At 35.3% G+C, this 20,218-nt stretch carries 17 protein-coding genes; 9 read left to right on the top strand and 8 right to left on the bottom strand.

Annotation, left to right across the window (positions count from 1 at the left end; all coding sequences use genetic code 11):
- Nucleotides 1-7: 7 nt before the first annotated feature.
- Nucleotides 8-4,378 carry a translocation/assembly module TamB domain-containing protein gene (locus IEV69_RS08295; RefSeq protein WP_188441399.1) on the bottom strand — a complete coding sequence of 1,457 codons (4,371 nt, stop codon included), beginning with the start codon at nucleotides 4,376-4,378 and terminating at the stop codon, nucleotides 8-10.
- 145 nt (nucleotides 4,379-4,523) lie between these two features.
- On the opposite strand from IEV69_RS08295, the gene tsaD reads away from it, so the two are divergent.
- Both tsaD and IEV69_RS08285 read left to right on the top strand, forming a co-directional pair.
- Nucleotides 4,524-5,543 (top strand): tRNA (adenosine(37)-N6)-threonylcarbamoyltransferase complex transferase subunit TsaD, encoded by a 1,020-nt coding sequence (gene tsaD, locus IEV69_RS08290; RefSeq protein WP_188441397.1) that lies wholly within the window; start codon nucleotides 4,524-4,526, stop codon nucleotides 5,541-5,543.
- 9 nt (nucleotides 5,544-5,552) lie between these two features.
- Nucleotides 5,553-6,263: a 16S rRNA (uracil(1498)-N(3))-methyltransferase gene (locus IEV69_RS08285; protein WP_188441395.1), complete on the top strand. Its 711-nt coding sequence runs from the start codon at nucleotides 5,553-5,555 to the stop codon at nucleotides 6,261-6,263.
- Here IEV69_RS08285 and cmk read toward each other — a convergent pair whose 3' ends face one another.
- From cmk to lon, 3 genes are all read right to left on the bottom strand, one after another.
- The gene (gene cmk / locus IEV69_RS08280; RefSeq protein WP_188441393.1) at nucleotides 6,264-6,959 is read right to left on the bottom strand and encodes a (d)CMP kinase; all 696 of its coding nucleotides are present in this window, start codon (nucleotides 6,957-6,959) and stop codon (nucleotides 6,264-6,266) included.
- Between the two features lie 29 nt (nucleotides 6,960-6,988).
- Entirely contained in the window at nucleotides 6,989-8,008 is a 1,020-nt protein-coding gene (porQ, locus tag IEV69_RS08275) for a type IX secretion system protein PorQ (protein WP_188441391.1), read from the bottom strand.
- 137 nt (nucleotides 8,009-8,145) lie between these two features.
- Nucleotides 8,146-10,596, bottom strand: coding sequence for an endopeptidase La (lon, locus tag IEV69_RS08270; protein WP_188441389.1), 2,451 nt, complete (start codon nucleotides 10,594-10,596; stop codon nucleotides 8,146-8,148).
- 275 nt (nucleotides 10,597-10,871) lie between these two features.
- Between lon and IEV69_RS08265 the strand changes: the two genes are divergently transcribed.
- The 4 genes from IEV69_RS08265 to IEV69_RS08250 are packed head-to-tail and all read left to right on the top strand — an operon-like array spanning nucleotide 10,872 to nucleotide 13,827.
- Entirely contained in the window at nucleotides 10,872-11,435 is a 564-nt protein-coding gene (locus tag IEV69_RS08265; RefSeq protein ID WP_188441387.1) for an RNA polymerase sigma factor, read from the top strand.
- Entirely contained in the window at nucleotides 11,432-11,992 is a 561-nt protein-coding gene (locus IEV69_RS08260; protein WP_229741406.1) for a hypothetical protein, read from the top strand. Before IEV69_RS08265 ends, IEV69_RS08260 begins: the two co-directional genes overlap by 4 nt.
- Entirely contained in the window at nucleotides 11,976-13,067 is a 1,092-nt protein-coding gene (locus IEV69_RS08255; RefSeq protein WP_188441386.1) for a hypothetical protein, read from the top strand. The genes IEV69_RS08260 and IEV69_RS08255 overlap by 17 nt, the downstream gene beginning before the upstream one ends.
- A 28-nt stretch (nucleotides 13,068-13,095) precedes the next feature.
- Nucleotides 13,096-13,827, top strand: a complete 732-nt coding sequence (locus IEV69_RS08250; protein ID WP_188441384.1) for a head GIN domain-containing protein — start codon at nucleotides 13,096-13,098, stop codon at nucleotides 13,825-13,827.
- 68 nt (nucleotides 13,828-13,895) lie between these two features.
- Here the strand turns inward: IEV69_RS08250 and IEV69_RS08245 are convergent, their stop codons facing one another.
- The 3 genes from IEV69_RS08245 to IEV69_RS08235 form a co-directional block, all read right to left on the bottom strand.
- On the bottom strand, nucleotides 13,896-15,218 hold the full coding sequence (locus tag IEV69_RS08245; RefSeq protein ID WP_188441382.1) for a Riean_0653 family protein: 1,323 nt from the start codon (nucleotides 15,216-15,218) through the stop codon (nucleotides 13,896-13,898).
- 237 nt (nucleotides 15,219-15,455) lie between these two features.
- Nucleotides 15,456-16,784, bottom strand: coding sequence for an MFS transporter (locus IEV69_RS08240; protein WP_188441380.1), 1,329 nt, complete (start codon nucleotides 16,782-16,784; stop codon nucleotides 15,456-15,458).
- A 103-nt stretch (nucleotides 16,785-16,887) separates the two neighbouring features.
- Entirely contained in the window at nucleotides 16,888-17,706 is an 819-nt protein-coding gene (locus IEV69_RS08235) for a M48 family metallopeptidase (RefSeq protein WP_188441378.1), read from the bottom strand.
- Nucleotides 17,707-17,880: 174 nt separating this feature from the next.
- On the opposite strand from IEV69_RS08235, the gene IEV69_RS08230 reads away from it, so the two are divergent.
- The 3 genes from IEV69_RS08230 to msrB (IEV69_RS08220) all read left to right on the top strand — a co-directional run bounded on the left by IEV69_RS08230 (nucleotide 17,881) and on the right by msrB (IEV69_RS08220) (nucleotide 19,425).
- Nucleotides 17,881-18,378 carry a collagen-like protein gene (locus IEV69_RS08230; protein ID WP_188441376.1) on the top strand — a complete coding sequence of 166 codons (498 nt, stop codon included), beginning with the start codon at nucleotides 17,881-17,883 and terminating at the stop codon, nucleotides 18,376-18,378.
- A 155-nt stretch (nucleotides 18,379-18,533) separates the two neighbouring features.
- Nucleotides 18,534-19,028, top strand: coding sequence for a peptide-methionine (R)-S-oxide reductase MsrB (msrB, locus tag IEV69_RS08225; RefSeq protein ID WP_188441374.1), 495 nt, complete (start codon nucleotides 18,534-18,536; stop codon nucleotides 19,026-19,028).
- Complete coding sequence (gene msrB / locus IEV69_RS08220; protein WP_188441372.1) at nucleotides 19,021-19,425, top strand: peptide-methionine (R)-S-oxide reductase MsrB; 405 nt, start codon at nucleotides 19,021-19,023, stop codon at nucleotides 19,423-19,425. The genes msrB (IEV69_RS08225) and msrB (IEV69_RS08220) overlap by 8 nt, the downstream gene beginning before the upstream one ends.
- Here the strand turns inward: msrB (IEV69_RS08220) and IEV69_RS08215 are convergent.
- The gene (locus tag IEV69_RS08215; protein ID WP_188441370.1) at nucleotides 19,422-20,195 is read right to left on the bottom strand and encodes a LytR/AlgR family response regulator transcription factor; all 774 of its coding nucleotides are present in this window, start codon (nucleotides 20,193-20,195) and stop codon (nucleotides 19,422-19,424) included. The two genes, msrB (IEV69_RS08220) and IEV69_RS08215, sit on opposite strands and share 4 nt — an antisense overlap.
- Nucleotides 20,196-20,218 lie beyond the last annotated feature (23 nt).

Raw genomic sequence — 20,218 nt, 5'->3', positions numbered from 1 at the left:
CCATATATTAATTTTCAAGTTGTTCATTTTCAACATCTTCTTTTTCGGGTGGTAATACATCCAACATTTTGCGCTCTCGTAATGAAGGTGTGAGTTCTTCTTCATCTTCTGTAGATTTTCTACCTACAACACGTCGCCAAAATTCTCTAAAAGAATCAAATTCAAGTGAATAAGACAATCCTGTCCCCTGTTCAAATCCCTGATTTTCACCAATAAACTGGACTTGTGTTTCGCGATTAAAAATATTCCATTTGAAATTTCCTTCTTCATTGAGCAGCACCTGAATTTGAAAATCACCTGCTACTGTATTTTCACTAACCCCACCAACAGGTACACCCACACGACCGTCGATAAGGACTCTATCACTGATTTGTGATGAAAAGGTAACACCCACTCTGTCTGAAGTTTCCAAATCGCGGGTACGGGTTCCTTGGGTATAGTCTAAACCAACACTAAATTTTCCGTCCTGGTCTTCAAATAAATCGTTTACCAGTCCTGAAAAACGCTCTACCAAAGTTGAGGTTCCTTGATCAATACTAAAACGATCTCCTGAAAAAGACCCAGTAGATATTAAATACAATACCTGCAATTCTCTTTGTTGGCGGTCATCAAGCTTATAATCTAATTCAGATTTTACAATGGAACTTGCAGTAGGGAACTCAATTGAATAATCCATTTCAGGAGAAATCAATTCACCTTGTAATTGAATGCCCACCTCAACAGGAATTTTCCTGTTTACAGTGGGGTTGTCTAACAATATCGATGGATTTGCAGTGGTTTCATAAATTGCCTTAATGTCAATCCTTGCACGCTCAGGAATACCGTCCCAGGTGATGTTTCCGCCTCTTTCCACAACAAATTGTTTTTGAACCAAATTAGCATATCTAAAATCATAAATAGCATTATAAACCTGAAAGTCACCCCACATATTAAACCTGCCCAAAGTGTTAATCTCAATAAACAAAATACCTTCACCTCTACCCTTCAATGTTGAATTGTTTTTTATATCAACCACTACTTCAACTTCGGCCTCACGTGTAATTTCAAGATCAAATTCAAGAGTAAGTCCTTTCAAGTCTTCTCTAACAAATTGCTCTCCGGATATGCGTGCCTGTTTTTCTTCTGGTGAAAGGAAATATATGAAAGAGTCATCACCAATTGATTCTGTATCACTAATTGGAATTTTAAATGTAGTGCCACTGGCAGTTGCTGCATCAACTTTTATAATCAGCTCATCAACTGGACCATAGATAGATGCAAAGCCATCTATAAAAGCGGTGCCGTAATACAATGCTTCCTCCTCAGCTTTAGTGTCGAGCACTAAAAATCGGTCTGTATTAATATCAAGATCCATTGACCAGTTTCCAAAATTGACATGATCAAATGAACCACTTACAAAAGCTTTGGTGTTGTGTTTAGTGTCAGTTATTTCTGTTCTTGGAATCGTGAATTTGTTTTTGCTCAGCAATACTCGGGTTTGGTCTCTAAAATCAAAATCTATGTTAAGGTATGGGATTTTCATACCAGAACTGTTAAGGTCTAATCTACCGTTAATATCTGGTGATTTGTAATCGCCAGTTACTTTTGCCTTTCCGGAAACAAAACCCCTAATATCTGTAATAACATCACCTCCAAATGGACTTATGGCAGCTAAATTGAAGTCGTTCAAATCAACATCTAAGTTGATCGTTGAGTTCAAATCATCCACTGTTAAATAACCCACAGCATTGATAGATTTTACATTGTTATTTGTTAAGGTGGTATTGATATCATATTGAGTTAAATCCTCATTTCCACTGATATTCAGGTTTAAATCTCCTAGTTGATTATCGTTTATAATTAAATTATCAATAGTAACATCAGATTTTGGATAATATCTGTTTTCACGTTGAATAAAATCAAAACTTCCATTTACATATCCTGACATTTCCAAGCTGTCAATTTCAGGAGTTATTTTGCCTATATCTACATTTCTAAATTGTAATTTAAGGTTTTTATAACTGGAATCACTTATTTTTCCAGCCATTTGAATCATTTCATCCTGGTGACTCAGTACCAGCGAATCGATGATGATATCTTTGAGTTTATTATCAAATACGATTTTGTTGAGTGTATCATTTTGTTCATTAATGAACCATTTATTTTCTTTAAACTCAATATCTGAACGTTTCATGCCAATCACAGACTTTCCGTTTTTATTAATCGTATGATAAAGTGAAAGGTTGAAAATATCACTCTTAGTAGGTCCGCCTTTAAACTCTGACCTGACAAACAAAGTATCTGAGAGCGTCACGTTTACAAGGCTTAAGTCAGAAAAACTATAAGTACCAAGGTCAACAGAGTCAATTTCTACATAGGTATTAAATAGCGGATTGTTGTTGTCTACCTGGAGTGAAATTCTTTCAATATGGTAGTCATAGGCATTGATTTCAGGTGAACGGAAATTGAGTTTAAATTTAGATTCATCTGATGCAACTGAACCTCTTAAAAAAGTATTGTCGCCTAGTTTTATCTCGGGAACAATTATTTCAACTATCTTATTGTAAATTTCAAAATTGAAATTCAGGTATTGATTTTCAGTTGTGCGTTCCGGGACATAGTTTGTATATATACTGGCTATGGAGTTTTGAAATAAACTAGGCAGATCTTTGAGTAAAAAATTTCCTGTGAGTTTACCACTAACAACATCGGGTGAAATAACCTGAATAGTTCGTTCTTCTTCGTCAAAGGTTGAAAGTATCAAAATGTCATCAAAATAATAATCGTCTGTAAGATTTTGATAAGTGCTTTCTGAAATTCTTATTATTCCTTTTACATCATCAACTGTTGTGCCCCTCATATCCATACCAATTTTTCCGGTAAATATGGAGATACTGTCACGTTTAAATAAGTTGGTATTGTACAAATCAGCATAATCAATTTGAAGGTCAAAATCATAAATGTTTCGCTCTTCAGTAACATCAATTAAACCATCAAAATCAAGCTTTAGATTTGGGTCATTAATACTTAATTCACCATTAAATATGGGATTTTCCAGGGTGCCTTTTATGTCAATATTAGTGTAGGTATATCCATTGAAAACAAAACTACTAATCTTTCCTGAAAGTGCTGTATTAAGGGTTTCCTGATTAAATCCTTTACCGTCAAATTGAAGTTTAGCAGAAGTTCTTCCCACTGTACTCACCCCTAAAAGTTTTCCTAAATTAAATTTACTCAAATCAGCAGTGCCTTTGTATGAAGCTTGATCAATATTGTTTATCGAGCCCATTTCAAATTTAGTTTTTAAAGAACCCAAGGCAGAATTAACCTCCAGATCAGTATTGAAATTTGTGCCGGTGACTTTGGTAGTTCCGTTAAAGCTGAAGTTTTTTAACTTTTCAAGCTCTTTGGGAAGAACATTTCCAAGTACATTTGGCAAAAAGCGTCTTAAATCATAATAATTAGAATTAATGCGGTGATTGCTGGCACCAATTTCATAAACGCTGCCTTCTTTCAATAAATCTTTAAATACAAAATCACCACTGATATTGGTTTCTTGGTTTTGCAATTCCAAATTAGAAAGTGTAAAGTTGTTTAAAGAGCCGTCCAAGTTTCCGGAAAAGTTGATGATTTGATCATTTCCAAATTCATTGTAGAAATAGTTCAAGTCCTTTGTAGCTATTGAGGCATTTCTGAAATCTGCTTCAAATACAACATTGTTTGTAAAGTCTGAAAACCCATTTTCATCAAAATGCATTAAAACATCTGCATCTATTTCACTTTCGGCTGTTTTAAGCTCAAGATGTTGAAGCTGAATTAACGCTTGGGTATATTTAAAATTTGCACTAAGCTGCTCAATCTGTATTTCGTTGTTATAAAGAAATTGCAATTGCTTGATATCTGCAATTACATCAGTATCTAATACTTTAAAACTGCCTGTGCTAAGGGATACAGCATCCATTATTAAAACCTCTGGATTCTCAAGGTTTTCATCAGTAATTTTGATTAGGGCATTATCAAGTTGTAATGTTGATGCTTCAAGTATAAAAGGTTCTGGATTTTCAAGTGGAGTTTTTGGAGCAAATTTTTTGGAAAAAATACTTAGATTGTCATTTTCCTCTCCCTCGTAGGTTTTGATGTAAAGTTTTGCGTCATCCAATGCTAAATCACCAAAATTTAAATGGGTATTTAACAAGTTCCGAAAACTTAAGATGGTGGTGCTAACACTATTGGCATAAATTAAAGTATCCTTATGATGATCTGCGATATAAACCCCATCAATAACAACTTCACCTTTAGAATTAATACCTATTTTTTCAATATTGATATCGGTTCCATAGGAATCATTAACCGACTTTGTAACCTGTTTAGCAACCAGTGTTTGTACTTTTGGAAACATAAGTGAAATACTTATGAGCAATAAAAGTAAAACAATTGCTAGCAAAAACCGGAATAGTATTTTTTTGAATTTTTTGATAGCGCTTATTGTTTTAACTTTGCACTGATTTTGCCCATAAAAGTAACAATTTTTATGCCTAAATAAAATGAATGAACCAATATATATTTTAGGGATTGAATCCTCTTGTGACGATACCGCAGCAGCGGTAATTTTAAACGGCAGGATTCTTTCAAATGTTGTGGCTTCTCAAAAAATTCATGAGGAATATGGAGGCGTGGTTCCTGAGTTGGCATCCAGAGCACACCAGCAAAATATTGTGCCGGTTGTGGACCAGGCTTTAACAAAAGCGGGGATTTCAAAAAGGCAACTAAGTGCTGTGGCCTTTACCCGTGGACCGGGTTTGATGGGCGCGCTTTTGGTGGGGTCGTCGTTTGCAAAATCGTTGGCAATGGGGCTCGACATTCCCTTGATAGAAGTTAACCATATGCAAGCCCATATTCTGGCCCACTTTATTGAAGAAAAAAACCAATCAAAGCCTAATTTTCCTTTCATTGCTTTGACTATAAGCGGGGGACATACTCAAATTGTAAAGGTTTCAGATTATTTCAAAATGGAAATTATTGGCCAAACCATTGATGATGCCGTAGGTGAAGCCTTTGATAAATCGGCAAAAATTCTTGGACTCCCCTATCCCGGAGGCCCTTTGATTGATCAATATGCTCAAAAGGGCAATCCAAAAGCATATTCATTTACCAAGCCAAAAGTGGGCGATTTAGATTTTAGTTTCAGCGGTTTAAAAACGGCTATTTTATATTTCGTTCAAAACAATACCAAAACAAACCCCAATTTTATAAAAGAAAACATGGAAGATATTTGTGCTTCCATTCAGTTCACGATAGTCGACTATTTAATGGACAAACTCAAAAATGCTGTTCAAGAAACAGGGATTAAAGAAGTCGCCATTGGTGGTGGAGTTTCCGCGAATAGCGGAATCAGAAATGCTCTTAAAAACGCTGAAAAAAATCTCGGTTGGAAAACACACATTCCAAAATTTGAATACTGTACTGACAACGCCGCTATGATTGCCATTGTGGGAGAATTAAAATATAGGCAAAAGGATTTTTCAGAAATGAATGTATCATCAAAAGCTCGAATGACTTTTTAGACCATATCTATGCAACTTTTCTATCATCCTGAAGCCGAATCTATCAAGCAACATCTAGTTTTTGACAAAGATGAAAGCCGACATATCGTAAAGGTTTTAAGAAAGAATTCAGGAGATGAATTGTTGTTAACCAATGGGAAAGGCTACTTTTTTTCTGCAGAAATCGTAACGGCCAATCATAACAAATGTGGTGTAAAATTACTTTCAAAGGAATTACAATCTGCGTTGCCCTATTCGCTTCATATGGCAGTTGCGCCAACAAAACTGAACGACCGCTTTGAGTGGTTTTTGGAAAAAGCTACTGAAATTGGTGTCAGTGAAGTCACTCCGGTTATTTGTGAACATAGTGAACGAACCAAAATAAAATTGGAACGCTATGAAAAAATTGTGTTGAGTGCAATGAAACAATCGCTGAAAGCTTATTTACCAAAAATTAATGCTGCTATATCCTTCAACGAATTTATCAAAGTTCAATCTGAGAATAATACTATGAAGTGTATTGCCCATTGTGAGGATGGAATAAAAAAAGAACTTAAGGAAATAGTGGTTCCCAATGAATTTTATACTATTTTGATTGGTCCGGAAGGTGATTTTTCAGCACGCGAAATCAAACTGGCTTTGAAACATGGCTTTCAACCTGTAAGTTTGGGAAATAGCAGGTTACGTACAGAAACAGCTGCGATTGTAGCCGTCCACAGCATTGCTTTTTTAAATCAATAATTAAACCCTGCCTGCAATTCTGTCTTTTGCCAACTGAAGAACGGTTTGAAACTGGTCTTCAATTGTGGTGTGGGTATTGTCAATTTCAATAGCGTCATCAGCCTTCACTAATGGAGAGTCTTCACGGGTAGTATCAATATGGTCACGTTCAGTGACATTGGTGTAAATTTCTTCAAAAGAAACCGATTTACCTTTCTCTTGAAATTCTAAGTATCGCCTTTGAGCACGTTCTTTGGCATCTGCGGTAATAAATATTTTTAATTCTGCTTCAGGAAAAACCACAGTGCCAATATCTCTTCCGTCCATCACAATTCCTTTGTATTTACCCATATTTTGTTGAAGTTCAACCAGTTTTTTTCTAACTTCTGAAACCTCAGCAACGTGACTTACCCATTGTGAAACTTCCATTGAACGAATTTCTTTTTCAACATTTTCGCCGTTAAGGTGTATAAAAGCTGTGTTGGTATTGACTTCCAACTTAAAGCTTAAATCAATGGCGTCAAGATTGTCAATCAACTTTTGTGCATCAAAGGTTTTGTTTTTCATACAACCTTGCCGAATGGCAAACAGTGTAACTGCCCGATACATAGCGCCGGTATCAACATAAATATAACCTAGATAAGCAGCCAATTGTTTCGCAACAGTACTTTTACCCGTTGAAGAAAATCCATCAATAGCGATCGTAATTTTTTTCATTTAATAAATAATTCTTTATTCGAGGTTTTTTACTGCAGGTCAATATTCAGACCAAAAAAACTGGCAGCAGCCGCTGAACTGTATTTTGAATAGGAATAACTCAACCTTAATTTATTTAATTTGATTCCAAATCCGGCACTTAAACCGGCAAAAGCCCTTTGTTCAACAATTCGTAACTCTTCCGAACGTCTCACATTGTATCCCAGTCTTAAATTAAAAGCACTTTCCGGAAATATTTCGATACCAAAAATAACTCTACGGTATAAATTATCAAAAAAACCAATGTTTTCCTTTTGAACATTTCCTTCTAAATCAATTTCTTCTCTGGCAGGATTTGAAAATGCAATGTTCCAGGTTTGTAAATTTTCTAATGTTAAATGCCATCTTATAGGAATATTTTGAGGGGTTTGGGAAATTCCAAGGTCTACTTCAAAAGGTAGTTTTTCATAGGTTTCGTGATAAGGTGTGAATTGTGTTCCCAGGTTTCGGGCTACGGCAGCGATATGCAAATCCCAGGGTTCATAAATATACATCAATCCAACATCAATAGCACCACCAAAAGAGCTGTATTCTTCAAGTTTAGAAGAAATGAGTTTAACATTTACGCCCCAGTAAAAATCAGACCAAGGAATATTGCGTGCATAGCCAAAAGAAAGTGCTACTTCTCCTCCACCAAAAGAACCGGTGCTTTCACCCTGCTCGTCATATCCGTCAAAATTTCCATAATTAATATAGGTTACACCAGTGTGAAACACTTGTGTGCGACGGTCCCATAAATAAGCATAAGAAGCAGTTCCGTAATTTACATCTGCAAAATAATTGATATAATTTACTGAAAGCTGATTGTCCATCAAGGGGTTGATCGATGCCGGATTGTACATTCCCTGAGTAGGGTCGTAATCGTAATTAGTGAGTACTTTTCCACCCAGAGCTGCTTGTCTGGGTGAATTAACAAGGTTTAAAAATTGATAAGTACCCTTTCCTCCTATTTGAGAATAACTCAATGCAGAACATATTATAAAGAATGCAATCAGTATCCTTTTATGCATAAGATAGTGCGGGTTTTCATTCTCAAATTTGGGAGAATATACATTTAAGTTAACGAGTGCAAGTATAAATTATTTTTACCACTCATAAAAAAAGGAAAGTATATTATTACTTTCCTTTTTTATAAATAAATGCTTTTTTAAAGTTTTTTTGCATTTTTGACTTTTTCTTTGGTCAAAGCAAGCTGTAAAACTTCGTGCATATCTTTCACATAGTGAAACTTCAACCCTTTTAAATAGTCGTCCTTAATTTCTTCTATGTCACGTTTGTTTTCTTCACAAAGCAGGATTTCTTTAATTCGAGCGCGTTTTGCTGCCAGAATTTTCTCTTTAATTCCACCTACAGGAAGCACTTTTCCTCTTAAAGTTATTTCTCCTGTCATTGCAATGCTTTTCTTTACCTTTCGTTGTGTAAACAAGGAAACCAATGAGGTCAACATTGTGATTCCCGCACTTGGGCCATCTTTTGGAGTGGCTCCTTCAGGCACATGTATGTGGACGTTGTATTTTTCAAACACATCAGGGTCTATTTGAAGCTCGTCTGCATTTGATTTTATGTATTCCATTGCAATGGTAGCAGATTCTTTCATAACCTTACCGAGATTTCCGGTGATGGTTAAATTGCCTTTTCCCTTTGATAAAGCAGACTCTATAAAGAGTATATCACCACCCACTCTGGTCCAGGCTAATCCGGTAACAACTCCGGCCACATCATTGTTTTCATACTTATCACGTTCCATTTTTGGAGCACCCAGTACTTTTACAACGTCGTCGTTAGAGGTTTTTATGTTATACTCTTCTTCCATTGCAATGTTCATCGCTGCATGACGAACCATTTTAGCAATTTGTTTTTCAAGTCCCCTCACACCAGATTCGCGTGTGTAGCCTTCCACAATTTTTTCTAGTTGTGGTTTGGCAATTTTTAAATGAGAATTATCTAAGCCGTGCTCTTTTAATTGTTTTGGGAGTAAATGTTGTTTAGCAATTTCCACTTTTTCTTCAATAGTATATCCGGTTACTTTGATGATTTCCATTCTGTCCAACAAGGCCGGCTGAATTGTATTCAGGCTATTGGCAGTGGCTACAAACATAACTTTTGAAAGATCAAAACCTACTTCGAGAAAATTATCGTGAAAATTACTGTTTTGTTCTGGGTCAAGCACTTCGAGTAAAGCTGATGAAGGATCTCCCTGATTACCCAATGAAAGTTTATCAATTTCATCAAGAACAAAAACGGGGTTAGATGTTTCAGCTTTTTTCACACTTTGGATAATTCGACCGGGCATTGCCCCAATATAGGTTTTACGGTGTCCTCTTATTTCTGATTCATCTCTTAAACCACCCAGTGAAACTCTAACATATTTACGTCCTAAAGCCTCAGCAATTGATTTCCCTAATGAAGTTTTACCAACACCAGGAGGTCCATACAAACAAAGTATGGGCGATTTCATATCGTTACGCAACTTGAGTACTGCCAGGTATTCAATAATGCGTTTCTTTACTTCATCCAATCCATAATGATCTCTGTCTAAAATACGTTTAGCGCGTTTTAAATCAAACTTGTCTTTCGAAAAGTGGTTCCAGGGCAAATCAAGGAATAAATCTAGGTAGTTTCTTTGAATGGAATATTCTGCAACCTGGGGATTCATACGTTTTAGTTTGGCCAGTTCTTTATTGAAGTGTTTTTCAACCTCTTTAGACCATTTTTTCTTTTTAGCTTTTTTATACATCTCTTCCAGCTCCTCTTCATGAGACACTCCACCAAGTTCTTCCTGGATGGTTTTCATTTGCTGATGCAGAAAATATTCGCGCTGTTGCTGGTCAAGGTCATAACGAACTTTTGACTGAATGTCGTTTTTTAAAGCCAGTTTTTGGAACTCCACATTCATGAATTTCAAGGTTTCCATAGCCCTTTCTTCAAGTGAATTGATTTCCAATAATTTCTGCTTATCCTTTACGTCAATATTTAGGTTTGAAGAAACAAAATTGATTAAAAAAGAATTGCTTTCAATATTTTTTATTGCAAAAGAAGCCTCTGACGGTATGTTTGGACTTTCATTGATAATTTGCAATGCAAGGTCTTTAATTGACTCAATGACGGCCTTAAACTCTTTGTTATTTTTTGCAGGTCTTGCTTCCTCTACTTCTTTTATCTTAGCCTTAAAATAGGGTTTAGAGGTAGTGATTGAATCTATTTCAAAGCGCTTTTTACCCTGAATTATCACCGTAATATTTCCGTCAGGCATTTTAAGCACTCTTAAAATTTTAGCAACAGTCCCCAAACGATTGATATCTTTTTCATCCGGTTCTTCTACACCTTCAACTTTTTGGGAAACTACTCCAATCACTTTAGAGTTTTTATTGGCTTCATTAATGAGCTTGATCGATTTGTCTCTTCCGGCTGTAATGGGAATTACAACACCGGGAAAAAGAACTGTATTTCGCAAAGGTAAAATTGCAAGTTCATGAGGCAAATCCTCTTTATTGATGGCATCTTCATCTTCAGGGGTCATTAAAGGGATTAACTCTGCTTCATCGTTTAAATCCTGAAATGACAAATTGTCGATATCTATAAGTTTTGATTTTGACATATCTTAATTTAAGCCATTGTGTCATAAAAAACACAATGTGATTAACTATTTATTTTTTGAATTAAAATTGAAAGATACTGCAATTCAAACGCTTAAGGTCTATATAAATTGCTGTATCCTTCTCATATGGGCAATAGTTATGCCAGTTCAGCCTTCTTCATTAAGAATGTTAATAGTAGTCTTTAAAGTAGTTCCTTTGAAAATTCAATAAAAAAATTCTGAAAACTGTAACATTTTGTTTTAAATACTATCTTTAATACAAACACAAAGATTTTTTGGCACTAACCGGCTTACATATTGATCAATTACTCAAGTTGTGCAAAGAAGGCAATAGCCTTGCCCAAATGGAGGTTTACAACCGTTATTATCTGGCGATGTATAATATTGCTTTGAGAATTGTAAAACAAACAGATGAGGCTGAAGATGTAATGCAGGAAGCTTTTTTAACGGCTTTCACAAAATTGGATAGTTATAAAGGAGATGCAGAATTTGGTGCCTGGTTAAAAAGAATAGTGATTAATAATGGAATTTCAAAATATAGAAAGTCACAATATTTTGAAACTCTCGAAGAAGATCAAAGGGACGATGAAATTTTTGATGATGAAGAAACAGAACGCGTAGAAGATTTTAACCAATTGAAAGTTAATACAGTTTTAGATTCAATCAATAATCTGAAAAAAAATTACAAGATCGTGCTGAACCTTTATTACATTGAAGGATATGACCATGAAGAAATCTCAGAAATTATGAAAATAAGTTATGCCAATTGCAGAACCTTGCTTTCAAGGGCTAAAGAAAGCCTAAGAAAACAACTCGCAAAAAACAAAATAGAATCATGAAAGACCAACAATTTGACGCCAATTTAAAAGCTCTTTTTAATAGAGAGCAGCTCCCTATGAAAGAGCCGGCAGATGGACATAAACTTAGGTTTATGGAAAAACTAAATGATCATCAAAAAAACAAGAAGCCTTCTATAAACTACCTGCATTTTGCAAAACCATTGGCAATTGCGGCCTCTTTTCTGATCTTGTTTACTTTCATCTTCCCGTTTTTTAACACCTCTAATCAGGAAGCTGATCTCGCAAGCATATCGCCAGAAATGGCCCAAACACAAGCGTTTTTTACAAGTACAATCAACAGGGAGTTGAACCTCTTGAAAAATTCACATTCGCCCGAAACTTCAATTCTTATAGAAGACGCACTCAATCAAATGACAGTTTTGGAAAACGAATACGATAAATTGAAAGTAGAATTGGTGAAAAGCGGAAATGATGAGCGCATCATCTATGCAATGATAACAAACTTTCAAAATAGAATTGACTTGCTAAAACAAGTTCTCGAACAAATAGAACACATTAAAAATCTAAATACCGAAAACCATGAAACCACTGTATAAAGTAATCATTCTCTTATTCTTGTTGCCTGCAGTTGTCATTGCAAACGATTCAAATTTAAACGGCAAACACACTAAAGAAAAGAAAATTAAAAAGCAATTTGAAGTTTCTGAAAAGGCACTACTTAAAATAAACAATAGGTATGGTAATGTTGACATCACCACCTGGAATCAAAATTCAATTTCCATTGAAGTAACTATCATAACCAATGGGAATAACGAAGAGGAAGTTCAAAAACGTTTGGATGAAATTACTGTTGAATTCAATGCAAGTAAATCACAAGTGAGTGCAGAAACATTAATTGCTAAAAAGAAAAGTAATTGGTCTTTTTGGGGTTCCAATACCGGCAAAGTCAATATGAAAATCAATTACCTGGTTAAAATGCCAATATCCAACAGCCTTGACATAAAAAACGATTACGGCGCCATCAGCCTCAATGAAATTGACGGGAATGTAAACATTAGCTGTAACTATGGAACTTTTATTTTAGGTGACTTAAACGGAAGTGAAAACTTCCTTCAGTTTGATTATACCACGAAAGCCTCTATAAATTACATAAATCAAGCAACCATCAATGCTGACTATTCTGAATATGAAATTAAAAAAGCAAATAACATCAGCTACAATGGTGATTATACCAGAGTTTTAATTGAAGAAGTAAAAGAAAAAATTGATTTTGGAACATCCTATGGTAAAGTCCAAATAAATGCCGCAAACTCAGTAAAAGGGGAAAGTCGATATGTAACATCCACCTTTGGAAAAATAAGCAACAGCCTTGAATTAGATTCAAAATATGGGAGAATCTCTGTCGATGAACTTAAAAAAGGATTTAAAAATGTGTTTATCAATGCCAAATACACTTCTATAGAGATTGGCTACAATGCTGATGCTAATTTTGACCTTGAAACTAATCTGTCTTATGCAAATCTAAGCGGGCAAAATAATTTTGAGTTTACTGTACAAAACATCCAGAATACTAAAAAAGATTTTAAAGGATACTATGGTTCTTCTAATTCAGGAAATTCTATTCAAATAATTTCCGGCTATGGGGGAGTTACACTAAAAAAAAATAATTAATAATTCATCAATCAAAAAACGAAACGTTATGAAAAATCAAACCCTTATTTTAACAATTTTATTTTTAATTTCAATAACCTCAACACAAGCACAATGGGGCTCCAAAACAATCCGTGGTAACGGAACTGTAATTACCAAAACATTTCAAACTAATTCTTATGAAGGTATCTCTGTAGCAGGAAATTTTTATGTAACTCTTATAGAAGGTTCTGAAGGTATCATCGAAGTTAAAGGGGAATCTAATTTATTAGAAGAACTGGAAATAGAAACAGACGGAAGTAAATTAAAAATTAAACCTCGTAACAATAAAAACCTTAAACCCAGTGGGAAAAATAAAATAGAAATTACGATTCCCATTCAGGAAGTCAATTCTATAGCGTTGGCAGGGTCAGGAAATATTCAAAGTAATTTTTCATTAAAATCCGATCATATTTCTGTAAAACTAGCAGGATCGGGCGCTATTAATATGGAAATAAAAACACTTGAACTAGAAGCTACTGTTGCAGGTTCTGGAACAATAAACTTAAATGGAAAAGCACAAAATTTAAAAGGGAGTATTGCAGGGTCTGGAACAGTGGATACACAAGAGGTAAAAACTGAAAATGCCGAGGTCACAATTGCTGGTTCAGGCGATTATAAGCTACAATGTACAGGACTTCTCAAAGCAAGAGTTTCAGGCTCCGGAGATATTTTTTACAAAGGAAAACCTGAAAAAATTGACACTAAAGTTGCAGGTTCAGGAAAAATAAAGGCACTTTAAATCTTGTAAAAGTTAAACTAAAAAGCCACTTTATTCAAGTGGCTTTAATATTTTATAAAAACTCTGTATTAATAATTGTACTGGAAAAAACCCTGTGAAAGTGAATAAACAGTATCTCCACCTTCCTCAAGTACAGCTTGAAAGTTAAATGTAAACCGAATGCGTTCTTCATTGTTTTCAAGAAGTATTAAAAGTCCGCTTTGAGAACCATACAATTGTTCACCATCAAAATAAGTAGCGTTTATTTCACCACCAAAACTAAAAGTATAGGTGCCTGCTTCTGTTTCTAATGGAAATTGAACAGTTATAATCTCACCTGTTATTGTATTGACTCCTTCAACAGTAATAAAGGTTTCATCGGCATTTACCGAAACAGAGTCTGCTGCAAAGCTTGACTCTCCAATTTGAATAGTCATAAAGTCTGATGCGTCCCCGGGTTCACCATATTCTATTGTGAGAGTCTCAAAAGTTCCATTGGCGATGGTAATGGTTTCTGTCCCTTCATTTCTACCGGCAATAAATTCAAATGTACCACTTACGATATTGTTTTCAAGATCAAATGTAGTAATGTTTAAAGTACCACTTCCATTTTCACTTGACAAAGTGGTATAAGGGTCTTCACCTTCTATTTGGTATGTACCTAAAGAGTTTTGGGCACTTAATGCTTCCAGACTGTACTCACCTACCTGGGGATTTACGACTCGCAACCTAATTGTTTGATTGTTGTCAACAGCTTCAATGATCATAACATCACTTGTCTGAATATAGGTTGCTGCAGCACTTTCACCCTCAGCGGTAAATGGGGTTTCGTCCACATCGGCATAAAAAGCTGCCGGATTGTTATCATCACCGGTACTGCCGTCACTTTCAAGAGGAATGTCATTAAATTCTCCCTCAGTAATTACGACAACGTCAAAGGTGGGGTTACCATCGGCATCCAATATTGGTTGTCCGTTAGCATCAAGTAAAGGCCTTGTGGCTGTAAAAGAAAATGTTCCGGAGATTGCACCCAACTCAACATCATATTGAGTTACAATCACTTCACCGCTTCCTCCATCATTTTGACTTGAAAAAGCCAAAGGTTCTACGTTAATACCAAAAGTTGCTTCTCCTTGACTTACTAAGTTGAAGCTTCCAACACCGGTACCGTAAAGGTTTAAGTTTATTACATCACCATTGCTTTTAATTCCGGTGATTGTTGTAACGCCCTGTACTGTTTGAGCATTTACAGTATCTCCTTCAAATTCGATCCCTTCCACTTCAGCATAAAACATTGGGACTAATAAATCAGGGTCATCAACAACAAATTCTCCTTCTAATGATTCATTATCACAAGAATAAAAAGCCATTACAAATATGCCGGCAAGAATAAAAAATGGTTTGAATTTCATCTGTATTTAATTAATTATTTCAGATAAAATACCTTCTAAAGTAAATTTTTCTGTCAAACAAAAAGAATTTTGAGGCATTTTATAAGTAGATTATTGATTCTATATGGTTATTCGCAAACTTAAGTAAAAATATTTATTTGATACAGAAATTATTTTTTTAATAATATCCTCATATCTATAAAATATCTATAAAAACTATTTTTTGAATAAAAAATTGTATAAACCGTGATATAAGAATTAACTTCTTATCTGATTTTTTCTTGGAACGCGCAATAATAAAACGATACCTAAAAAGAAAAATACCACCAAAAATAAGATTGAGTTTCGCATACTTCCAGTGAAATGGTCAATAAGGCCATAAAGCAACATTCCAATTACGATTCCTATTTTTTCGGTAACATCATAAAAGCTAAAATAAGATGTTGTATCTGTTGTTTTTGGTAAAAACTTCGAATAAGTCGATCTGGAAAGTGATTGTATTCCCCCCATCACCAAGCCAACAAAAGCCGCTGTAGTGTAAAACTGTATTGGTTCAGTAATTGTGTAGGCTACAATACAAAGTGTCAGCCAAATGCCATTGATAACTATCAATGTGGGGATGTTTCCAAAACGTGAAGAGGCTCGTGAAGTAAGTTCAGCACCCAATACAGCAAGTAATTGAATCAGTAATATACTCACAATAAGACCCATGGTTTTTTCATCAGCATCAGCCCAGTTGATTTCCTGTTCTCCAAAATAAGTTGCCACCAACATTACGGTTTGCACAGCCATACTATATATAAAAAAAGCAAATAAATAGCGTTTTAATTGTTTATTCTCAATCAAAGAGCTTTGTACTTTCTGAAGTTCTTTAAAACCATTGAGCAGCACATTCCTGGTTAATTTGTTGTTCTTTTTAGGTCCTTTAGGAAGAAAATAAAAGGTGTATTGACTAAATAGCGCCCACCAAAGACCTACTGTTATAAATGAAATTTTCATGGCTAACAAAGACGCTTCGCCTCCTTCTCCCAATCCAAAAGATTCGGGAAACATCACCATGGACAGGTTAAACAACAATAAAATTACACTTCCAATATACCCCATTGAATACCCTCTGGCACTCACTTGGTCTTGTTGCTCCTCATATGCTATGTCGGGAAGGTAGGAATTGTAAAACACCAGACTTCCCCAAAACCCAATTAACGCCAGAAAATAACACGACAAACTGAAATAAATAGCATCGAGACTAAACCAAAACAAACCAATACAAGAAAGGCTTCCCAGATAACAAAAAAACTGCATAAACCTTTTTTTATTACCCACATAATCTGCAATACCAGAAAGCAAGGGAGACATCAATGCTACTATTAAAAACGCAGCTGCAGTAACATAGCTAATTAAAGGCGTACTACGAATTTGACCACCAAAAGCACTAACTGTTTCTGTTTCAGCCAGGTCAAATAAAGCCTGATAATAAATTGGAAAAATTGCAGAAGCAATCACAAGACTGTAAACAGAATTTGCCCAGTCATAAAAAGCCCAGGCAAAGAGGATCTTTTTACTTCCTTTTTCAGGAGTTTGAGTCATTTATTTTAGTTTTTGACTTTTTACAAAATTGACTAATAAAAAAGCTGCCATTTAAAGCAGCTTCTAAATTATAAAAATTGATTTGTTTTCAACAAGGTTCAACTTATTTTTTGAACGTTGTCACTCCAAACTTTCTGGCTTCGGCTTTAGACTCTTCCACCCACGACAGAATATTGTTGATTCTTGTAGTGCTGGAGGGGTGAGTACTTAAAAATTCCGGTGGTGCCGGTCCACCCTGATCTTGCATTCTTTGCCAAAGTACTGCTGCTTCTGCCGGGTCATATCCTGCCATCGCCATTAAAATCAGACCTATACGGTCGGCTTCCGTTTCGTGATTTCGGCTAAAGGGCATCATAACCCCCACTGTAGTTCCCACACCATAAGCAGTATTGAAAATTGCCTGATATTCAGGGTCGTTTGCCAGTGCAACATTACCAGCCACAGCACCCAATTGTTGTATTTGACCAGCGCTCATTCGCTGCTGACCGTGGTTTGCTAAAGCATGTGCAACCTCATGACCCATCACGGCGGCGATTCTAGCTTCGGTATTGGCAATTGGAAGTATTCCCGTGTAAAAAACAATCTTTCCGCCGGGCATACACCAAGCATTAACAGCATCATCCTCAACAAGGCTATATTCCCATTGATATTCATTCAAATAACCCTGATAACCATTGGCATTCAGCCACCGTTCAGAGGCTGTAGCTATCTTTTGACCTACATTATTAATTCTATTGGCATCATTTGTACCGGTTATCACTTTGTTTTCAGACAAAAATTGATCGTATTGTTGAAACGCCATGGGTAATATCTGAGAATTGGGCACTAAAGCCAAGGTCTGTTTTCCTGTAAATGGATTGGTTGTACACGCTACCAATAAAAGTAGCAAGGAACCTGTTAATAAATGGCGTTTTAATTTCATTGCAGTTGTCTATTAAATTAAACATCTAAAAATACTAATACAAACACTATAAAGCAAACTTTATAACATAGTGTTATGATTTTCTGAAAATAGCCTAACTTTGAATATCTTTTACAAATTTAATATTTCGGCACACATCTTGTTTAATATCTAAAAACAAAAAAATCACATATTATGAAAAAGCTCTTTTTTACTCTCGCAATTTCAATATTCTTTTTGTCATCTTGTGAAGGGCCACAAGGACCCCCGGGATTGGATGGCATCAACATTTTGGGACAAACTTTTGAAAGAACCGTTGATTTTCAATACAACAATCAAAGCGGACTGCAGGAAGTTTTGATAGAGATTCCAAATTCTGTTGAAGTTTATGAATCTGATGCTATTTTGGTATACAGACTTGAGGGGCAGTTACCTGACAATGTTGATTTATGGAGTTTAATACCTCAAAACTTTTTCTTGGGTAATGGTGATATCATTCAGTATGTCTATAACCATTCATTTTTTGATGTTCAAATCTTAATAGACGGCAATTTTGACCTCTTCACTCTTGGTCCAGCTTTCACTCAAAATCAAACTTTCCGTTTTGTAGTAGTGCCTTCAAATTTTGCATCAACTTCTGGTGTTGACATCAATGACTACAATGCTGTGATGAGAGCGTTAAATATCGATTAAAAATTATTTTAACCTACACTTTAAGACCTTCAATAGATTTTTATTGAAGGTCTTTTAGTTGATTACTATCAACTAATAAAACATTATAAAATAAAGTTAAAGAATCTAAATTGTATTTTTTTACGTAAGTAAATTGTAATTTTAAAAGAAAAAATATGCTGTCAAAAATCACTCTTTGCCTCTGTGCAGTAATACTTTTGGGATGCAATTCCAAAGCACAACAGGAATCTGTCAAAAAAGAAAGTAAAACTTATGCAGTTCAAAAAACAGAAACAGAATGGAAAACTGAACTCAATGAACTCGAATACTACGTCCTGAGACAAGCCGGAACTGAAAAAGCTTTCACAAGCCCTTTAGATTCATTTTATAAACCCGGCACTTACCATTGCAGGGCTTGTGGTGTGTTACTATATAAAAGCAAACACAAGTATGACTCCGGCTCAGGGTGGCCATCATTTGATCGCGGTGAAGATAAAAACCTTGAATATGATACCGATTATAAAATTGGTTATGCCCGCACTGAATTAAAATGTGCAAACTGCGGTAGTCACCTTGGTCATATGTTTGAGGACGGACCTGAGGAAACTACAGGGAAAAGACATTGTATCAATGGAGCTGCCTTATCATTTAAACCACAGCAAAATGAATAAAAAACAATACCCCATCGAGAAAACTGAAGAACAATGGCTAAAAGAATTAGGTGAGGAAAAGTACCATATTCTAAGACAAAAAGGAACTGAAAGACCCAATACAGGTGAATTCAATCTACATTTCAACTCAGGTAATTATTACTGTGCTGCTTGTAATGTCCTCTTGTTTGACAGCAATACCAAATTTGATAGTGGCTGCGGCTGGCCATCATTTGATCAAGCTGTTGAAGGAAGTATAGAATACCAAAAAGACAACAGTCACGGAATGTTACGCACCGAAATTTTATGTGCTCAATGCGGTAGTCATATGGGTCACGTCTTTAATGACGGCCCTACAAAAACCGGACAACGCTATTGTGTAAATTCATTAAGTTTAAAATTCAGCGAAAAGACTTAAGCAAGCCAATCTTTAAATTCTTTGACTCGCTCTCTTGCAACAATGATTTCTTCCGCTTTGTAAGTGTTTAGTTTGATTTTCAAACGGGAGTTTGAATAGCTTATAATGTCTTTAATTGCGTGTAGATTGATTAAAAACTTCCGGTTAACCCGAAAAAACTCCTGTGGGGAAATTTCAGGTTCCAACGCTTCAAGTGTACTGTCAATCAAGTAATTTCTTCCTTCTATTGTTTGTATGTAAGTGCCTTTGTTTTCACTGAAAAAACATTCAATTTCACTTATGGGAATCATTTTTATATGTTGCCCCACTTTGACTGTAAAGCGCTTTTTATAATCCCTGTCTAGAGGATGAATCAATAGTTTTTTAATATCCTCAATACTAAGCTGAACATTTTTACTTGCTTCATCATTCCCAAATTTGTTTTTCAAAGAGTTGTATTTCAAAACTGCTACCTCCAGCTCCTCTTCATCAATGGGTTTGAGTAAATAATCAATGCTATTGAGTTTAAACGCCTGTAATGCATATTCATCATAAGCAGTAGTAAAGATAATAGCACTTTCTATTTCAATAGATTCAAAAAGTTCAAAGGACAGACCGTCATTCAACTGGATGTCTAGAAATATCAAATCGGGATGGGAGTTGTTTTTAAACCATTCTTTTGCATCTTCAACAGAATGAAGGGTTGCTATTACATTGACACTTAGCTTTTCCAGCATTCTTACAAGACGTCTGGCAGCCGGCTTTTCGTCTTCAATAATGAGTGTTTTCATTTTTAACATTTAGAGGTGGTAAA

The sequence above is a fragment of the Planktosalinus lacus genome, assembly GCF_014640155.1.
GTDB lineage: Bacteria > Bacteroidota > Bacteroidia > Flavobacteriales > Flavobacteriaceae > Planktosalinus > Planktosalinus lacus.
Note: the sequence above shows the minus strand (reverse complement) of the source record. Positions and strands in the feature narration are given on the sequence as shown.